Here is a 16,446-nt window from a genome sequence, read left to right as displayed (position 1 = left end):
AATCTACCTATTCTTATCGAGAAGTAAAAACATTTTTAACGTTTTTGCTTCATGATAAAGTGTTGTAAGGCAGCGTTGGTATTGCTTGTTTTTATACTTATCGCACCATGAACTGTCGTTAGCTGCGCATCCTGAAATTTGCCGCAGCGTCCATATTTGCAAATGCTCATACAACCGGGCGCGATTTTCAGGCCAGACACCGGATCACAGTGGCTTGTTGGGGGAATCTGGTCAGATCGAAGATAGATGCGCGCGGCTACCCACGCCGTCGGCGCGGCTTGAGGCATACGCCCAGCCGGATTGCGACTACAACCGCGCTTCTATTAATGTCCGAGGGAACTCAACCAGTCGCCGAATGGGTTTGCACCATCCTTGGCGTCCACGGGCAAAACCGCGCGTGCGAGGAAGGGCGGAGCGGCAATATTTCGAGCCTCGCGAGGAGTATAACCAAACTCCTTGCTGAACGCCCGACTGAAGTGGGCCGCAGAGGCAAACCCGGCCTCGGCGGCAATCTCCACTATCTGCTGCCGATTGATGGTATTGCTGAGTGCAACGTGCGCCGAAAAAAGACGGCGTTTTTGAATATAGTGAAGAACGCCACCGCTCGACTCGAACAATTGGTAGAGTCGAGTACGCGAAATGCCGAGCTCCCGGCATAGCGCATCCGGCGTGAGATCTTGCGAACTCAAATTGCGCTGAACGAAACGGCGGACGCGCTCCATCAGGGCTAAATTGCTCTGATGTTTTTCGGGACCGGAATATTCAGCCGATGAAGAAATGCATGTCACCAGCATATCGTGCATCGTTTGGACGACGCGGGGAAGGTCTGGCGCACTCATGCTGGACAGCTTCGCCTCGACACTGTCGAGAAAATCAATCAGCAACTTCGCGTAGGTGTCGGAGAATACCGTATTGCTTTTGATCTCGTTGAACGCGGGCATGTCCAAAAACAGCTCCCGCGGCAGATAGACGGAGAGGCTTCGCGAGTCGGTAGCCCTTCCCCTGAACGGATGACCGAGGGACCTTAGTTCCACGCGTCCGGGCTCTCCCTTTGACACGTTTCCATCAACCTCTGTCCAGCTCTGGCCGGTGCGCAACAGCACGACATGCCAATGGTCGATCGAATTTGACCGCAGCTTTGTCGCGGTGCGCGAATAGGAATGTGCGGGCACCGATTGCTGGACGACAAGCATGCCGCCAAGATTCCAGGCGGTATGATCGGCAGGAAAGCCAGCTTCCTCCGACACGCCTTCCGGCAACCTGATATCGATCAGAGGCGCCAGATACGTCTGCCAGGCTACAAATTGATCGCTTGGCGGCAAATCGTGGGTAGAAAACCGCAGCGGCGTGAGGGCCGGCGGCAGAGGCGGATTTGCTTCTTGAATAGCATCCGAATGCCGAGGCCAACGCCGGCGCTCGACCTGGAAAGTGGGGTGGGTGGTCGCTCGCCCGTCATTCTGTTTTTCGACGGGAACCTGCGGCGATTGCCCTTTCTGGGATGAGTCAGGCAACATTTCCTCACAACTTTCGGAAGGCTATTTTGTACCACTCTAAGTGTTCATCAGCAAATGATTTAAAACCAAATCGTTAATGATGAATGGCACATATATCTATTCAATCTGACGGGGAAACTACCATGCCCTCTCGCCGCCGGAGATTTCGCACCAACTCCGGCACGCCTTTTTGAGAATCATCAGCAACATTAGAATAACCAGCTCGACAAGCTGAGGCTACCGCCTTGGCTCGCAAATCCAAGCTCAACGCCGCGGGTTAAGAAAATAATGCGTGAACAGGCATATCCCGTTCAAGAAAAACGTCTTCTGCGAATATCTTGGAAGGCAGCTCGTCCCTATCGTCTAATACGATAATCGTCGGCAATACGGCGGTGATTTGGAGAACCGCTCTCCTCTGCCGTCCGTGCCTGGATGCAGGGTGGGATCGTGTCCCGCTGTTGCGGGAAAGGATTAAACGCTACCGCAAAAGAACCAGCAGCTTGCAAGATCAACCGCAAGCTGCTCAAATCAACCAACAGACGGCCAGAATTCCAATTCTTGCAAAGCCGGGCTGCAGCAATTCATTCGCCGACAGACAATCGACAGACAGGAGGAAACCAATGACTGTATTCCGAACGCTGTTACTATTGTGCGTTTTGGGTGTGACCAGTACCTGCGCCTTTGCCGCCAATACGGCACCAAATAAGGCGTCAAAACCGCCAGCCAAATCGGTACCGCTGACCGCTGAGGATGTGTTTCAGCTCTATTATAATCGTACCTGGATCTGGAAAGACGGCGCGGGTTACTTTGCGGCGAAAGGGCGCGACTTCAAGGCCTGGTCTGGCGAGGGAACGGGTTCATACGGCGTTGGTCGTTGGTTTGTGACGGACCCGGGCAAACTCTGCTTCAGGGCCACATGGTACGCAAAGACAGGAAATGCCTTGGCGGTGACGTGTTTCAGTCATCGAAAGAGAGGCAATACCATATTCCAGAAGCGCGAACCGAACGGGGATTGGTACGCATTCAAGACAAGCCCGGCCAGCGCTGACGATGAATACAGCAAGGTGCGGCCCGGAGACTACGCGACGGCAGGATACAACCGCATGCGGATCAAGTTGTCGCAAAAGAAATAGATCGGGCCTTCCTGCAAGGCATCAATCCTGCATCACGAAGCCATCTGTATTTGGGCTCACTTAGGAGCTGAACGGATGGCTTCTCTGACCTTGTCGCAACAGCCAGATCGGCGCTCAGATGGGCAAGCCGCTCATCTCAGGAAGCATCTTGACGTATGTCCGAATCCGCTGGGCGTACAAACATATGGCGCCCCGCCGAGATAAACTGGCTTCGCGAATTTTGCCGACGCGCTCTGGCTCTTGATTATCTTCTTTTTCGTATCCGACGACTTTACAACGTTTTGATGTCCCCGCTCAGCCGGGGTTGATTGTGCGGCTGCCATGTTCATTGGGACGGCTGAACAAACTGCGACGATCAAAGCGAGCTGCACAGCCCCTCGGAACGACTTCGGGGACTGTATTGCTCTAGCTTTTTCTCTCTTAAGCCTCTCAGATGACAGGAAAATCCCAACTTCACTGTCAGAAAACATCCAAAATATCCCCCATAATTTGGAAGTGTTTTAATGCAACATCTATTTCAGGACGCTTAACGAACCTCCCCGCCGGAACCTAAGACTTATGAAGCGAGGCGTATTTTGGTATGGTGGCAATAAAAGCTTGCACAAAGCTTATGAGAGCCAGGATATCCATATCCGTGGCGGCTGCATTTATACTGCTGCGGACGTCTGTTTATACGTCCGCACGCCTGCTCTACGCTAATTTCGTCGCCGTTTTGTTGTTGCTTCCGTGTCGGCTATTGCGGTGGCGCCGCCACGCGGTCCGGCTGATGGACGGTCTCACGCCCATTGGAATCCAGTTTCGGTTGGTTTGCGACCGCGTCTACGGCTGCATCGAGTAGCTGAAAAGCGTACTCCATCGCCGCATCGGTGTCTTCGCCGCAAAGTCCTGATTTCTTGCACCGTTTTTGAAGCGATTGCTTGATCCCCCGCCTTATCGAGGACAACGGTTCCGCCTCTGGTCCGGCGAGGAGTTGTCGCAGGCAATTTGCGGCGACGACTTCCGAAACAATGAGTTTGCCCTCGATTTCACCGAGAGTCGGCATTGCAAATCGCTCTCCACCTCTTCGGCATTCCCGATCTGTTGTCAGCATCGTTTTCCTCCCGTGGAATTCGTTTTCACTGGCGTCCTCATCGAAGGCCTTCAAACTGCACAAAATGATGGAGCATGCCTTCTAATGGGCAGTCTTGCGTAGGCGTTCCTAGATCAAGAACGATAGACTGGTAATCACAGTGCCGATCCGCATGCCCTACATTTGTGGCGCGAGACGGCGACTGGAGTGGAGCGTGCAATAGAAGCCGCCGCCTTTCTTGTCAGGCGTAACCATCATCCAGCATCGGCACTATGATCCTTACATCGAACTTTTCCAAGACCAGATTTTAAGCCGGTCCAAGAATCGGCGTTCGATACTTTCAATCGTCACGGTTTCGCTTCGGAAATCCGGTCGATATGCACGCAACACTTTGCATGATGCATAATGTCGTCGACGGTCGATCCGAAGACGCGATCGAGGACATCGGGCTTGTGGGCGGCGACAATGATCAAGTCCGCTTTGACTTCGGCGGCAATTGCCAGGATCGTATCGGCGGCACGACCGGCGCGGACATGGACAAGCGCAGGTACCCGTAGCTGCTTGCAGAGCTGTGACAGCTTTTTCTCGGCCTCGTCGATCACCGAGACGGCCCAGTCGTCCGGTCCTTGACTAACGACGGACGGAAAACGTTCCACGACATGAACGACATGCAAGGTCCCGTCGGCTTCGAGAAATGCCTGAGCCGTGCGCACCAGATGCTCTGCTCTTTCCCGTGACCCAAGGCCTACGGCGCAGACGATCGTCTTGTACATATTTCACCTCAGAAGAGATCTCTGCCGCTTCCGCCGACAAATTCGGTTCGAAATCCCAGAGCATGTGCTTGTTTCAAAAATTGGTCCGCGCTCAGTATATCCACTTTGAAGCCGTTGCTTAAGCATTGGCCGAAAGGAGTGCACAATTCCTTACGGACCCATTCGCAGGCGCGTGGCGACAGAACCATGATTTGCCATTCGTTGTTGCCTGTTGGATCGAGGCGAAAGTCACAATCCTGATGATGCGGAAAGGCATATCCCGCGGCTGCAAGGAGTGCTTCGCCTGTTCGCGTGCCGGTCGCGTTCATGATTGCTCCATCCTCCTAAAGAGAGGTCTTGCCGGATTCAGCGTCTGGATCGCCTGACCCGCCTGCAACATGACAATCGCTCTCAAATGTTGTCTATGTTGGATAAATGACGGTCCGTAAGTGACATCCGAATGCTGCGCGTGTTAGAAATGGCGCGAATTTGTAACGGATTGTCACAGCGCGGCTCGGCCTGCATTTAAATCTGGAATCTTTTGCGATGGCCTCCGACGAGCAGCGACGTGAACATGTTCTGGTGGTGGATGACGATCCCAGAATCCGGCAGATGCTGACCCGGTATTTCGAAGATGAGGGCTATGCCGTCAGCGCCGCATCGGGCGGTGCGGAAATGCGGGTGCGACTGCGGCAGGAGAATTTCGATATCATTCTGCTGGATCTGGTTCTGCCCGGAGGCGATGACGGTTTGGATCTCGCCCGCGAAATTCGTGCGCAATCGGACATTCCGATCATGATGCTCACCGGCCGCGACGACGTGGTGGACAGGATCGTCGGCATCGAGGTCGGAGCCGATGACTATATCGCCAAACCTTTCCACCTCAGGGAGGTACATGCCCGCCTGAAGTCGATCCTTCGCCGGCGGCAGCCCGTCGCCAAAGCTCCGGAGAGCAGCCGCGACGAGATCATTCGCTTCGACGGCTGGCAGCTCGAGATCGGAAAGCGGCAGCTTTTGGCGATGGATGGCAGCGAGGTCGAACTGACGACGGGCGAATTCGATATGCTCGTCGTCTTCGTCCGGCATGCCGGACGCGTCCTGGGCCGCGAATTGCTGATGGATCTGACGCGCGGTCGCAATCTGGAGGCTTTTGACCGAACGATCGATGCCCAGATCGCACGACTGCGCAAGAAGATCGAAACCGACCCCAAACATCCGCAACTGATCAAATCGATACGCGGGGTCGGCTATATGTTCACCGGCAAGGTGTGACCCGGCCTTTTTCGAGGCACGGCACCCTCGGGTTTCGCGTCATCGCGTCATCATCAATGGGACGGGTGCGGCCTCGAGCATGGAGCGCGTCGTTCCTCCGAAAATCCGCTCCCGCATGCGCGAATGCCCATAGGCACCCATGACAATCAAGTCGGCGCCAATATCCACGGCATGTTGCCGCAGGATGTCCGCGACGCTCCTGCCACCGCCCGCCAAGACATCGACTGAGACATGGATGCCGTGCCGCGCAAGAAAGGCGGCAATATCGGCGCCCGGCTCCTCGCCATTGGCACGGATCGATGCGTGTGGATCAACGATGGCGACATGCACGTTTTCAGCCACCGTCAATTGCTCCATTGCGGCGCGGACGGCGTGACTTGCTTCGTTGCGGGAGTCCCAGGCAACAAGCACCCGACGTGGCCGAAGCGAGGCCTCGCACCCTTTCGGCACAATGAGAATCGGCGCCGGCGAGTAAAACAGGGCGCCATTCAATATGCGCCATCGCATGTCATCCTGGGCCAGGAGGTCGCCGCCGACCAGTGTCACATCGGCGTAACGAGCGCGCTCGCCGATTTCATTCTCGACCCATCCGTATTCCGTGAACAGGCTGTCCACATCATACGAAATACCGCTCGCTTGCAGCACGGTTCTTGCGGCTGCGACCTGCTCGCCGAGCTTCTGCAACTCGCGCTCGCGTTCTTCGGCCCATGCGGACGAAGAGATTTCGCCATATCCGCCGACGGGCGCGATCGCCAGCGCCGTCACCAGCACGGAAAGATGTGCCCCTGCTGCACGGCAAAGTTCGATCGCCGACCGCAGATCCTCATTGTCTTGATTGATGCCTATGATGCTTAAAACGGTTTTGGCTCGCATAGTCACACCTCGCGTTTGGGATTGACCGTTCAATGCGAATTTAGCCCGATGTTCGCGCTCCACTTTGATCCTGGTCAAGAACATGAACAACCGCTGAAATATTGCGCCGCCTCGTGGCCCTGGCCCTCAATGGTTTGATGTGCTTCACGCCCGCGCTGGGGGTGAGATCAGCAGCTCCATTGGAATACTGCCACACTTGTTACTCACACTGTTTGATCTCCGGTGCCAGATTATCTCACGACGAACAAGGAGCGTTAACCGGCGAATGAAATCACGCCTCTCAGGCGCGGAAATTCGCCCAACCCAGGAGATTTCGAAGCCATGACTACGTCAGCCGAAAACGGACGGAATGGTGGACAGCCTTCAATGCACACACCCTCGGTCGTGTCGTCACAGGAATGGGAAGCGGCCCGCCAACAACTGCTCTTGAAGGAAAAGGAACAGACCCGCGCCCGTGATGCCCTGGCCGCCGAGCGCCGGCGCATGCCATGGATGGCCGTGAAGGCGGATTATGCGTTCGAAGGGCCTTCGGGCAAAGTAAGCCTGCTCGATCTGTTCGAAGGCCGGCGTCAATTGATCGTCTACCGCGCCTTTTTCGAGCCGGGAGTGTTCGGCTGGCCCGACCACGCCTGCCGGGGCTGTTCCATGGTGGCCGACCAGGTTGCCCATGTCTCCCACCTGAATGCGCGGGATACCACCCTCGTCTTCGTCTCGCGTGCGCCTCAGGCTGACATCGCGCGGCTGAAGGCGCGGATGGGCTGGGAGGAGATACCGTGGTTTACCGTCACGGACAGCTTCGATGCCGACTTTGGCGTCGGTGAGTGGCACGGCACGAACGTATTCTACCGTGACGGCGACCGCGTGTTCCGCACCTACTTCATCAATAATCGCGGCGATGAGCAGATGGGAGGCACCTGGAACTACCTCGACATTACGCCGCTGGGCCGCCAGGAGGTCTGGGAGGATTCGCCCAAGGGCTATCCTCAGACGCCGACTTACAAGTGGTGGAACTGGCACGACAGCTACGTCGCGGACGCAGCTCCCGACAAGAAGTGGGTCGAGGTGTCGGACGTTGGCGAGGCGGCGTTCCGCAAATAGCAAGCGCGTACGAAACCACGCGCAGGCCTGTTCCGTTGAACCCGGGACAGGCCGCCACGCCGAAGCTTGCCAACATCACTGAAAGTCGAAGACGCTGAGCCCCGCAGCCATTTCATCGAGCCCCAGAGGCCGCGTCACTGGCGGCTCGGCCCTTGCGAGGCAACCCTGGCGCTCGCAGAGACGACAGGCCGCACCGATTGCGATCGGAGCGGCCGAAAGAGCCTTGCCATAAACAATCTCCTCCCGAAATCCGAGATCGCAGCCGATGAGGAGTGCCGTGCGGCGGACCCTTTCGCCGAAATTGGCCTGCGGACCTTCGATCGTGCGAGAGATCGTCAGAAAGCCAGTGCCGTCGGGCATTTCAGCCGCTTCGACCAGAATCTGGCTCGGTTGTGCAAAGGCCGCATGGACATTGAGCTTGGGACAGCCGCCGCCGAAGCGCGCCTGCGGAAAGCCTTGAGCCCCCACCTTCCGCAGCCGGTGCCCTGCCCCGTCGATCTCCATCAGGAAGAAGGGAATGCCGGCCGCACCCGGCCGCTGCAAGGTCGTCAGGCGGCTGGCAACCTGCTCATAGGACGTGCCGAAACGCGCACGCAGCCCGTCGATATCATAGTGCAAACGCTGCGCCGCGTTGTGGAAGGCGCCATAGGGCATCATCAGGGCATGAGCGGCGTAGCGCCCCAGTTCGAAGCGAGCGATACGGCTTGCTTCCGGCGTTGATAGCGATAGCGGCTCGAGCTCGGCGTGGATTTGCTGGCGCAGCGCCAGCAGCGACACTTCGGTCGCAATCTCCTGCAGTTGATCGAAGGGCGACAGACGCTCCGACAGAAAGAGCCGCATGGAGTGGCGATCGTAGCGCCGGCGCAGGTTCGGCATGGCGTGGACCGGCAGCGTACGCACGGCAATGCCGTGCTCGCTGCGAAGCCAAGCCTTCAGCGCCGCCGCCAAATCGTCTCCCTGCGTCAGCTTCGCATGAAAAGCCTCGGCCGCATCGTCGATCCCGGCGAAGAAATTCGGACGATGCTCCAGCCGATCATGCACCTCGTCGAGCGGCAGGCGCGGACCGGCCAGCGCCGGAATATGGCCCTCCCGCGCGAGAAGCTCTGCGAGATCAGACAGCCGCGCCGCTTGCTCGCGATAGGCGCGGTAAAGCTTGATCATGCCGTTCGCGGCATTCGGCGCCGCTTCGGCAACCTCGATCAGCTCCTGTTCTCCGGGGATCTCACCCGCCAATAGCGGATCCGCAAAGACCTCGCGCAACTGCCCGGCGCTGCCGCCGGCCTCGCCCTGGAGTTCGTCGAGATCGACCCGATAAACCGAAGACAGCTTCAAGAGGAGCTGTACGGTTAGCGGCCGCTGGTTGCGCTCGATCAGATTGAGATAGGAAGGCGAAATTTCCAGCGCCTGCGCCATGGCCGTCTGCGTCAAACCCAAGCTGTTGCGAATGCGCCGCATACGCGGCCCGGCAAAGATCTTGCGCTCAGCCATCTGTCATTCCTTTTACAAAATTGTGTAATCGCAAGATTTACAATCTTAACAAATTTACTGCATCACTTTGTCAAGCGCAATACATCCTAACCCTTTTCATGCGGCGTTTTCATCGTTTTCACTGGCTCCATATCGCACTGCAATGTAAATTTAGTCACATCAGCGATACGAAAGCTTGGGAGAAGGAAAATCGTTATGACTGATTTTTACAAACTCGTTTCATCGGCACCTGCTGGCCGCTTCGACGGCATAGAGCGGCCCTATACGACTGATGATGTCAGCCGCCTGCGCGGTTCAGTCTCCATTCGCCACAGCCTGGCCGAAATGGGAGCGAACCGTCTTTGGCAGCTCGTGCACGAGGAGGATTTCGTCAACGCGCTAGGCGCGCTCTCCGGCAATCAGGCCATGCAGATGGTTCGTGCCGGTTTGAAGGCGATCTATCTTTCCGGCTGGCAGGTCGCGGCCGATGCCAATACGGCCTCCGCCATGTATCCCGACCAGTCGCTCTATCCGGCCAATGCCGGGCCGGAGCTTGCAAAGCGCATCAATCGCACGCTGCAGCGCGCCGATCAGATCGAGATTGCCGAAGGCAAGGGCTTGTCGGTCGACACCTGGTTCGCGCCGATCGTCGCCGATGCCGAAGCCGGTTTCGGCGGGCCGCTCAACGCCTTTGAAATCATGAAGGCCTATATCGAAGCGGGCGCCGCCGGCGTTCATTTCGAAGATCAGCTCGCCTCGGAAAAGAAATGCGGTCATCTCGGCGGCAAGGTTCTGATCCCCACCGCCGCCCATATCCGCAATCTTGATGCCGCTCGCCTGGCGGCTGATGTCATGGGTGTCCCGACACTGGTCATCGCCCGCACGGATGCCGAGGCAGCCAAGCTTCTGACGTCCGATATCGACGAGCGCGACCGTCCCTTCGTCGATTACGATGCCGGCCGCACCGTCGAGGGTTTCTATCAGGTCAGGAACGGCATCGAGCCCTGCATCGCCCGTGCTGTCGCCTATGCGCCGCATTGCGACCTCATCTGGTGCGAGACATCGAAGCCGGATTTGGAACAGGCACGCAAATTCGCCGAGGGCGTGCACCGGGCGCATCCGGGCAAGCTGCTCGCCTATAATTGCTCGCCGTCCTTCAACTGGAGGAAAAACCTTGATGACGCGACGATTGCCAAGTTCCAGCGTGAACTCGGAGCCATGGGCTACAAGTTCCAGTTCATCACGCTCGCGGGCTTCCACCAACTGAACTACGGCATGTTCGAACTTGCCCGCGGTTACAAGACACGCCAGATGGCCGCCTATTCGGAACTGCAGCAGGCGGAGTTTGCGGCGGAAGCCAACGGCTACACCGCCACCAAGCACCAGCGCGAGGTCGGCACCGGCTATTTCGACGCCGTTTCGCTGGCGATCACCGGCGGCCAGTCTTCGACTACCGCCATGCATGAATCGACCGAGCACGCGCAATTCAAGCCGGCTGCGGAATAACTATCAATCGGAGGAGAACGACAATGCCATCCATCGCACGCATCAGCGAACGCACTGAAGAACAGTCTTCCACCATGACTGCAGACCAACAGGCTGTTATCCGCATGCTGGCCAACGAGCTGCATCGCCTCAATCAGGTCGTTATGGATGCGGTCGAGGCGGGCGTCTCTGTCGAGCTGGTTCGTTCCGCCCGCCATCACAGCGGCAACGGCAACTGGGGCGACCTGCTGACCCCCGTCATTGTCGCCAACACGTCTCGCCCAGCCTAGAGGGCCCTGCGTTCATTTGAACGCACACGGGGCACTCTCTTCATACTGCAACGCCTCGCTTTCTCTGGTGAAACCACCGAAAGCGAGGCGTTCTGATGTAAGCGGAATATGGAATAACACAGGCATTTGGGGCCGCGATAGCAGGCCTCGGCAATCGAGAGGCCTACTGTTATGCCTTCATGCCCTTAGGGGCGAAAGGAAGGCTCTCAATTGCAGACGCGCATGCGCTCGTAGTGATAATCGTCGTCATATTCGTTTTGAACCGCGCGGCTCTCATACCAGCATCTCGGCGGCGGGGGTGCAGGCTCGTAGCCTCCGCCATTTGCGATGGCGCCGCCGATTAATCCGCCAATAAGCCCGGCAGCCACGCCGCCAGCGATGACATTTCCATCATGGTGATGACGATGGTGATAACGTTGCGGCGGCGGCCCGCCCCGCCAATCATATTGCTGCGCTTGAGCGACGCCGCCAGAGATAAATGCGCTGCTTGCAAACGCCGCAGCAAGGAAAACCGAGAGAATTGTCTTTTTCATCATGACCACCTTCGACGCCTCACGCCATTCGATTCAAGTCTTCGACTCAGCTAAGGAACGCTTTCAAACATGATAATGTTCGCCTGAATGTGGCGTGAACGCGTCGTTTCGATTTCATTCAGTCGAAATCTCGAAGGAGTCATGATGGTTGTCCCGGGCATCGCAAACTTCGCGGCTGCCCTGGGATCTTAGAATCTCTGCGGGGCAGCCGGTTTGTTTGCGACGATGGCGTCGATACGAGCCAACACCTCCGGCGTCAGCTTGTCTTTGTGTGCCAGCGCGGCCAGATTGTCCTCGAGCTGGCTCATGCGCGATGCGCCGAGGATTACCGTCGACACATTGCGGTTAGAAAGGCACCAGAGCAGCGCGAGATGGGTGATCGAAATGCCGATCTCTTCCGCAAGATCTGCCAGTTCCGCCACTTGGACAAGCCGGGCGCGGCCGGTCTCGCTCGCCCATTTCTCCTTCAGCCATTCATAACCGGGCAAGTTCATGCGGCTGTCGTTGGGCACGCCCTTGTTGTACTTGCCGGTCAGAATGCCCGATGCCAACGGTGACCAAATCGTGGTGCCCAAGCCCATCAGGTCATAAAGCGGCAGGTAGTCGCCTTCGACTTTCTGGCGCTCGAAAATATTGTATTGCGGCTGTTCCATCGTCGGAGGCGTAACGCGCAGGTCGCGGGCCACCGCATAGGCTTCCGTCAATTGCTGGGCCGACCATTCCGACGTGCCCCAATAGAGGATTTTGCCTTGGGCGACGAGGTCGTGCATGGCACGAACCGTTTCCTCGATCGGCGTATCGATGTCAGGCCGGTGGCAGAAATAGAGATCGAGATAGTCGATCTGCAGGCGCTTCAGCGCAGCGTGGGCGGCGTCGGTGACATGCTTGCGCGAAAGGCCTCTTTGTGTCGGCTTCTGACCGCCCCAGAACACCTTGCTGGAAACGATGAAGCTGTCGCGGCTCCAGCCCAAGGTTTTCAGGGCTTCGCCCATGACGATTTCGGATTTCCCGCTCTCATAGCCCTCGGCATTGTCAAAGAAATTGATGCCGCTGTCATAGGCACGCGCCATCAGACTGACGGCATCGCTGCCTTCGACCTGCCGGCCGAACGTAACCCATGATCCGAACGAGAACTCGCTGACCTGCAGGCCAGATTTTCCAAGACGACGATATTCCATGGCGCAATTCCTAAGGGACAAAGGACGCGGCACCATAGGCCCACAGCGGCGACAAAGACAATCACCTTCCCGTCAGACTTCGTCGAGGACAAGACGCTGGATTTGCGCTCTATCCTGCCCGTTCAGCGATCCGCGTCAGCGCCAAGAACATGGGAATGACCAATCGCCGAGACGCTATTTGAAAAGTAGAATGACGAGCGGTCCGCCCAAAAGCGTGCCCAATATGATGGCTGACAGGAGATGCCGAGCCAGGATGGGGAGAATGGATCTGAGATAGAGCATCTTGCTGCTCTCCAATTGTGTTGTTCGCTGATGTCGACGTCTAGGCTTCGACAATTGCGGCAGCATTACCCGACCGCCTTTCAAGCTCCGCAATGCTGCTGCAACCTTTGCAGCACAAACGAGGAGAGTGGGCAAAGCGGGAAGACGATGAGAATTCTACTGATAGAAGATGAGCGGGAGCTGGCGGATGCGCTGTCGGTTGCGCTGAGCAAACATGGCATCGTCACCGACCATACGATGCACCTTGCCGACGCGGTCGAATTGACACGTCAGAATGTTTACGATGCGATCCTCCTCGATCGCCGCCTGCCCGATGGCGAGGGGCTGGCCTTTATCCCGCAGTTGAGGCGGACGGGATCAGACACGCCGATCATCGTGCTGACGGCACGCAATGAGCCAATGGAGCGTGTCGAGGGTCTCGATCTTGGCGCTGACGATTATCTGGGCAAACCATTTCTTGTCGAAGAACTGATGGCGCGCTTGCGGGCTGTCCTCAGACGACCGCCCACTCTGGCGGAACTTCAAATGGCCGTGGGCCGCATGGTGATCGATCCCTTACATTTAAACGTTACCGTCGGGTCCATCCCGTTCGACATCCCCAGACGCGAACTTCTGGTTTTGGTGGCGCTGGCCAAACGGAAAGACAAGACCGTCCTTCGATCGACGCTCGAAGCTGCAGTTTACAATTACGAAGAGGAAATCCAGTCCAATGCGCTCGATGCTCATATTTCCAGGCTGCGCAAGCGGCTGCTGGAGGCGGGCGCCGGCGTCGCGGTCCACAACATCCGGGGCGTCGGATATCTCCTGAGGGAAGAATAATGCGCGAAGCGAAAAGCTTGAACCCGTCACTTTGGTGGAAGCTGAGCTGGCAGCTCAGTCTGGTTATCGTCGCCGTGGTTGGCGTGGTGATCGTTGGGCTCTGCGCCTACGGAGCGACAATCCTTTCACCGAACGAGTGGATGGAGGATAGGCTGATTGCCGCAGTCGAAGAAGCTCTCACGCAGGATTCGGGAGGCAAGCTTGCTATCGCCGACAAGCCGCGTCTCAGGTCATTGGAGGCAGAGAACGAAGGGCCCTGGTTTCTGGTTTCCACACTGGATGGAAAGACAGCCTCTTACGGTACAGTTCCTGCACCTTATGCGGACTTGGCCAACTATGTCCGCCTGATCAAACGTGCCGACATACAAGGCTCTCCGGACACGAGCGAGATCGCGTCCATCGACGTGGTCGAGACAGCCTTCGGTGAGGCCAGAGTGATGTATGGCGGAAACCCCAGCAGAAGTTCGACGTTTTTGGTGATGCTCACGAAGACCTACCCCATTTACGCTCCCCTGTTGGTCATCGCTCTGCCCGCCGTCTTTTTTACGGTCCCCCGTATCGTCAGGCGCGCTTTGACCGGTGTAAGCGACGTTGCCCGCAAAGCATCGGAAATCGAACCGCGCCGGCATGGAGCACGCCTTCCTGCAGACGGTATCCCCAAAGAAGTCGCTCCCTTGGTGGTTGCCTTCAACGGAACGCTCGAGCGGCTTGAGAGTGAATCCCGAAAACGTCAGCGCTTCCTGATCGATGCCGCGCATGAGCTCAGAACGCCTATCGCCATCATGCAAACGCGGATCGATGGGATGCCCGAGGGTCTGGAACGTAAGCGGTTGTCGGACAGCGTGGCGCGTTTGGCTGATACGGCCGAGCAGCTTCTCGATTTCGAGCGTAATGATCAGGCAGCCGATCTCAACGAAACGGTCGATCTTGTTGAAATCGCACGAATGGTCGTCGCCGATCTCGCGCCCGTGGCGATAGCGGCTGGATACCAGATTTCTTTTCAGAGCGATGTGGAAAGTCTCGAGCGCAAAGGCAGTCCTTCCGCTTTACCGAGGGCAATTAGCAATCTGGTTCGCAACGCCATCGACCACGGCGGCAACACGGGAATGATCACCGTCTCGGTCTCGGCCGACGGGCAGATCAACGTGGCGGACGAAGGGCCCGGTATACCGCCCGAGCATCAAGAGCTGGTTTTTGAACCATTCTATCGCGTTACCCCCAAGAGCAAGGGTGCGGGTCTCGGCCTGAGCCTGGTGAAGCAAGTCGCCGCAAATCACGGGGGCGAAGTCAGCATCAAAAGCGGCCCGACCGGGACACGGGTGGCTCTTCAGCTCTGACAGAGCCTGCCACGATAATCCGGGCAGCAGGTTGCGCCTCGCGCAATGTTGTCGCTGAAACGATCTGCAAATATTCTGTAATGTTGCGGCAATCCCGCCCTTTCAATGTCGCCTCCGAAACACCCGTGACGGAGGCCCTAAAGCGTGCGCAGCAATCCATCGATCAAATCATTTTTCCGACTTCCCGGCCTCGCGCCGACCTTTTCTCTGAAACCTCTCCATCTCGCGTTACCCCTGACTCTGGCGCTGGCCGGATGTACCTCAGTGCCTTTGAAAGAGGGCGGAACGCTCACCTCCTACGGCAATCTTGGCGCGCCCAAGGGAAAGTTGTCCAAGTCGCGTATCTACGTCGAAGGACAGCGTCTTGCCGCGGTCAAGACGGTCAGAATCGTGCCGACTGCTTTCACATTCAGCGCCGCATCCCGCATCAGATCGGAAGCAGATCGTTCGTTGGTGACAAACGCACTCGACCGGGCACTCTGCGTCGCGCTTAGCGACAAGTATCAAATGGTCTCAGCCGGCCAGCCGGCCGATATGACGATTCGATCCGTCGTCACCGATATCGTTCCGACGAACAAGGCGATGGCAGGGGTGGCAACCGCGGTATCGGTGGGTTCCGGTTTTGTCTTGCCCGTCAGCGTGCCGCGCCTGCCCGTCGGTCTCGGCGGACTTGCCGTCGAGGCGGAGGCTGTCGATAGCGGCGGCGCCCAACGCGCCGCGATGGTGTGGGCTCGCGGGGCAAATTCGATCCAGAACAATCCCCGTGTTTCGGAAGTCGGGGACGCCTACAGCCTCGCTTCGACGTTTGGAAATGACTTTTCCCGCATGCTGATCATAGGCAAGGAGCCGAAGGGGTTGAACCTCTCTCTTCCTTCGAAGCAGCGGATGCAATCCTGGCTCGGCGGAAAGCCCAAATACCCCGCATGTGGCGCGTTTGGCCGAGCGCCTGGATTGCTAGGCGCGGTGGCAGCGAAGTACGGTGCGCCACCCGAATGGACCGACAAAAAGCCTAAGCCGGCCGCGACATATTGATTGATGATCGCGCGCAGGCATCGCGCCTGTCGGCATTGAAACGCAACGACGACATGCGGCCCCCGAAGTCATCGACGGGGCCGCATATCCATGCAATATGGATGTTGCGACCAACCACGACATGGCTCATTTTCGTACAACCGCATACACTATTTATGGTTGTTATGATTTTGTTAGCCAGATTCTAACACGCTGTTTTTTTGAGGCATTCTTAGTTCTATTCTAATCTTGATTATTTTCATCATCTTTTGTTGACTGCAGCCTAAAAGGGTGTAAGTTCTCGCTCATAGACGGTCTGGCCCGCGTTTTTCGCGGGTCGTGATTCGGGGAGGC

At 57.4% G+C, this 16,446-nt stretch carries 16 protein-coding genes; 8 read left to right on the top strand and 8 right to left on the bottom strand.

The window, feature by feature from the left end:
• Positions 1-323 precede the first annotated feature (323 nt).
• Positions 324-1,511, bottom strand: coding sequence for a helix-turn-helix domain-containing protein (locus GGD50_RS22850; protein ID WP_246451443.1), 1,188 nt, complete (start codon positions 1,509-1,511; stop codon positions 324-326).
• A gap of 602 nt (positions 1,512-2,113) precedes the next feature.
• Here GGD50_RS22850 and GGD50_RS22845 point away from each other — a divergent pair.
• Entirely contained in the window at positions 2,114-2,626 is a 513-nt protein-coding gene (locus GGD50_RS22845; RefSeq protein ID WP_183939655.1) for a DUF995 domain-containing protein, read from the top strand.
• Positions 2,627-3,359: 733 nt separating this feature from the next.
• Here GGD50_RS22845 and GGD50_RS22840 read toward each other — a convergent pair.
• From GGD50_RS22840 to GGD50_RS22830, 3 genes are all read right to left on the bottom strand, one after another.
• Positions 3,360-3,716, bottom strand: a complete 357-nt coding sequence (locus GGD50_RS22840; protein ID WP_183939653.1) for a hypothetical protein — start codon at positions 3,714-3,716, stop codon at positions 3,360-3,362.
• A gap of 326 nt (positions 3,717-4,042) precedes the next feature.
• Positions 4,043-4,468, bottom strand: coding sequence for a universal stress protein (locus GGD50_RS22835; RefSeq protein ID WP_183939651.1), 426 nt, complete (start codon positions 4,466-4,468; stop codon positions 4,043-4,045).
• Positions 4,469-4,476: 8 nt separating this feature from the next.
• Positions 4,477-4,776, bottom strand: coding sequence for a hypothetical protein (locus tag GGD50_RS22830; protein ID WP_183939649.1), 300 nt, complete (start codon positions 4,774-4,776; stop codon positions 4,477-4,479).
• Positions 4,777-4,993: 217 nt separating this feature from the next.
• On the opposite strand from GGD50_RS22830, the gene GGD50_RS22825 reads away from it, so the two are divergent.
• Positions 4,994-5,719 (top strand): response regulator, encoded by a 726-nt coding sequence (locus tag GGD50_RS22825; protein ID WP_183939647.1) that lies wholly within the window; start codon positions 4,994-4,996, stop codon positions 5,717-5,719.
• 39 nt (positions 5,720-5,758) lie between these two features.
• Here GGD50_RS22825 and GGD50_RS22820 read toward each other — a convergent pair whose 3' ends face one another.
• Positions 5,759-6,592, bottom strand: a complete 834-nt coding sequence (locus GGD50_RS22820; RefSeq protein ID WP_183939645.1) for a universal stress protein — start codon at positions 6,590-6,592, stop codon at positions 5,759-5,761.
• Positions 6,593-6,913: 321 nt separating this feature from the next.
• Between GGD50_RS22820 and GGD50_RS22815 the strand changes: the two genes are divergently transcribed.
• Complete coding sequence (locus GGD50_RS22815; RefSeq protein ID WP_183939643.1) at positions 6,914-7,690, top strand: DUF899 domain-containing protein; 777 nt, start codon at positions 6,914-6,916, stop codon at positions 7,688-7,690.
• 75 nt (positions 7,691-7,765) lie between these two features.
• On the opposite strand, the gene GGD50_RS22810 is transcribed toward GGD50_RS22815, so the two are convergent.
• Positions 7,766-9,178 carry a helix-turn-helix domain-containing protein gene (locus tag GGD50_RS22810; RefSeq protein WP_183939641.1) on the bottom strand — a complete coding sequence of 471 codons (1,413 nt, stop codon included), beginning with the start codon at positions 9,176-9,178 and terminating at the stop codon, positions 7,766-7,768.
• A 195-nt stretch (positions 9,179-9,373) separates the two neighbouring features.
• Here GGD50_RS22810 and aceA point away from each other — a divergent pair, with 195 nt between their 5' ends.
• Complete coding sequence (aceA, locus tag GGD50_RS22805) at positions 9,374-10,663, top strand: isocitrate lyase (protein WP_183939639.1); 1,290 nt, start codon at positions 9,374-9,376, stop codon at positions 10,661-10,663.
• 23 nt (positions 10,664-10,686) lie between these two features.
• Positions 10,687-10,932 (top strand): SMc00767 family acetate metabolism repressor, encoded by a 246-nt coding sequence (locus tag GGD50_RS22800; protein WP_183939637.1) that lies wholly within the window; start codon positions 10,687-10,689, stop codon positions 10,930-10,932.
• A 206-nt stretch (positions 10,933-11,138) separates the two neighbouring features.
• Here the strand turns inward: GGD50_RS22800 and GGD50_RS22795 are convergent, their stop codons facing one another.
• Positions 11,139-11,465 (bottom strand): hypothetical protein, encoded by a 327-nt coding sequence (locus GGD50_RS22795; protein ID WP_414124973.1) that lies wholly within the window; start codon positions 11,463-11,465, stop codon positions 11,139-11,141.
• A gap of 188 nt (positions 11,466-11,653) precedes the next feature.
• Positions 11,654-12,643, bottom strand: coding sequence for a potassium channel beta subunit family protein (locus GGD50_RS22790; RefSeq protein WP_183939633.1), 990 nt, complete (start codon positions 12,641-12,643; stop codon positions 11,654-11,656).
• A gap of 429 nt (positions 12,644-13,072) precedes the next feature.
• Here GGD50_RS22790 and GGD50_RS22785 point away from each other — a divergent pair, with 429 nt between their 5' ends.
• The 3 genes from GGD50_RS22785 (at position 13,073) to GGD50_RS22775 (ending at position 16,113) form a co-directional block, all read left to right on the top strand.
• Positions 13,073-13,744: a response regulator transcription factor gene (locus tag GGD50_RS22785; protein WP_183939813.1), complete on the top strand. Its 672-nt coding sequence runs from the start codon at positions 13,073-13,075 to the stop codon at positions 13,742-13,744.
• The gene (locus tag GGD50_RS22780) at positions 13,744-15,081 is read left to right on the top strand and encodes a sensor histidine kinase (RefSeq protein ID WP_183939631.1); all 1,338 of its coding nucleotides are present in this window, start codon (positions 13,744-13,746) and stop codon (positions 15,079-15,081) included. Before GGD50_RS22785 ends, GGD50_RS22780 begins: the two co-directional genes overlap by 1 nt.
• A 144-nt stretch (positions 15,082-15,225) precedes the next feature.
• Complete coding sequence (locus GGD50_RS22775; RefSeq protein WP_414124971.1) at positions 15,226-16,113, top strand: DUF3313 domain-containing protein; 888 nt, start codon at positions 15,226-15,228, stop codon at positions 16,111-16,113.
• Positions 16,114-16,446 lie beyond the last annotated feature (333 nt).

Source organism: Martinezella paranaensis, from assembly GCF_014200235.1.
Classification (GTDB): Bacteria; Pseudomonadota; Alphaproteobacteria; order Rhizobiales; family Rhizobiaceae; genus Rhizobium; species Rhizobium paranaense.
The sequence above is the reverse complement of the archived record's forward strand: the minus strand, read 5'-3'. Positions and strand labels throughout refer to the sequence as shown.

What these genes read in the sequence shown, in the direction of transcription:
- GGD50_RS22830 (WP_183939649.1), bottom strand. Translation starts at nt 4,776, where the DNA reads ATGAACGCGACCGGCACGCGAACAGGCGAAGCACTCCTTGCAGCCGCG.
- GGD50_RS22820 (WP_183939645.1), bottom strand. Translation starts at nt 6,592, where the DNA reads ATGCGAGCCAAAACCGTTTTAAGCATCATAGGCATCAATCAAGACAAT.
- aceA (WP_183939639.1), top strand. Translation starts at nt 9,374, where the DNA reads ATGACTGATTTTTACAAACTCGTTTCATCGGCACCTGCTGGCCGCTTC.
- GGD50_RS22780 (WP_183939631.1), top strand. Translation starts at nt 13,744, where the DNA reads ATGCGCGAAGCGAAAAGCTTGAACCCGTCACTTTGGTGGAAGCTGAGC.
- GGD50_RS22790 (WP_183939633.1), bottom strand. Translation starts at nt 12,643, where the DNA reads ATGGAATATCGTCGTCTTGGAAAATCTGGCCTGCAGGTCAGCGAGTTC.
- GGD50_RS22815 (WP_183939643.1), top strand. Translation starts at nt 6,914, where the DNA reads ATGACTACGTCAGCCGAAAACGGACGGAATGGTGGACAGCCTTCAATG.
- GGD50_RS22795 (WP_414124973.1), bottom strand. Translation starts at nt 11,465, where the DNA reads ATGAAAAAGACAATTCTCTCGGTTTTCCTTGCTGCGGCGTTTGCAAGC.
- GGD50_RS22840 (WP_183939653.1), bottom strand. Translation starts at nt 3,716, where the DNA reads ATGCTGACAACAGATCGGGAATGCCGAAGAGGTGGAGAGCGATTTGCA.
- GGD50_RS22845 (WP_183939655.1), top strand. Translation starts at nt 2,114, where the DNA reads ATGACTGTATTCCGAACGCTGTTACTATTGTGCGTTTTGGGTGTGACC.
- GGD50_RS22785 (WP_183939813.1), top strand. Translation starts at nt 13,073, where the DNA reads ATGAGAATTCTACTGATAGAAGATGAGCGGGAGCTGGCGGATGCGCTG.
- GGD50_RS22800 (WP_183939637.1), top strand. Translation starts at nt 10,687, where the DNA reads ATGCCATCCATCGCACGCATCAGCGAACGCACTGAAGAACAGTCTTCC.
- GGD50_RS22835 (WP_183939651.1), bottom strand. Translation starts at nt 4,468, where the DNA reads ATGTACAAGACGATCGTCTGCGCCGTAGGCCTTGGGTCACGGGAAAGA.
- GGD50_RS22825 (WP_183939647.1), top strand. Translation starts at nt 4,994, where the DNA reads ATGGCCTCCGACGAGCAGCGACGTGAACATGTTCTGGTGGTGGATGAC.
- GGD50_RS22810 (WP_183939641.1), bottom strand. Translation starts at nt 9,178, where the DNA reads ATGGCTGAGCGCAAGATCTTTGCCGGGCCGCGTATGCGGCGCATTCGC.